The 609-nt window shown below is 67.2% G+C and carries 1 protein-coding gene; it reads right to left on the bottom strand.

Annotated features, from left to right (window positions below; all coding sequences use genetic code 11):
* The coding region (locus tag EN994_RS34330; protein WP_164746573.1) for an ABC transporter ATP-binding protein at positions 1 to 609 on the bottom strand (609 nt) is incomplete at both ends.

Raw genomic sequence — 609 nt, 5'->3', positions numbered from 1 at the left:
GTTCCAGTTCCTGGCTGGCCAGGGCGATGTGCCGGCGCCACTGGCTGGCATCGATCCGGTCGAGCGGCGATCCATCGACGAGGATGTTGCCGGTGTCCGGTTCGACGAAGCGGCACAGGAGATTGACGATCGTCGTCTTGCCGGCGCCCGAGCGGCCGATCAGCGCCGTCGAGCGGCCACCGCGGATCTCGAATGTCGCCGCGTGCAGCACCACCTCGCGCCGGTCCGTGCCGGAGTAGGTGAATGTCACATCGTCGAACTTGATGCCCTGGCGCAGGCCGTGGAATGGCCCGTCCCCTTGCGGCGGTTGCGGCTTGCCTGTGGGATCCAGCAGCCAAGTCACCTCCTCAAGCGATCCGCTCAGGCCTTGCAGCTGGCTCCACGACCCCTGCAGGGCCCGCATATGCGGCTGCAGCCTGTAGAGCAGGATGACGAAGGCAATGATCAGCGGGAAACTCACCTGCGCCAGCCAGGCGCCGATCACCACCGCCAGGAACAGCATGGCGTGGAGAACCTCCGTCAGCGGCGGCAGCGCTCCCTGGCGCACGAGCAGCGCGAAGGAGGCGCGGCGAACCGCATCCGACGCCGTGTCGAACATCGCCTTTTCCC

The sequence above is a fragment of the Mesorhizobium sp. M7A.F.Ca.CA.002.09.1.1 genome, from assembly GCF_003998555.1.
Lineage (GTDB): Bacteria > Pseudomonadota > Alphaproteobacteria > Rhizobiales > Rhizobiaceae > Mesorhizobium > Mesorhizobium ciceri.
This window is presented reverse-complemented; position numbering and strand designations above follow the sequence as displayed.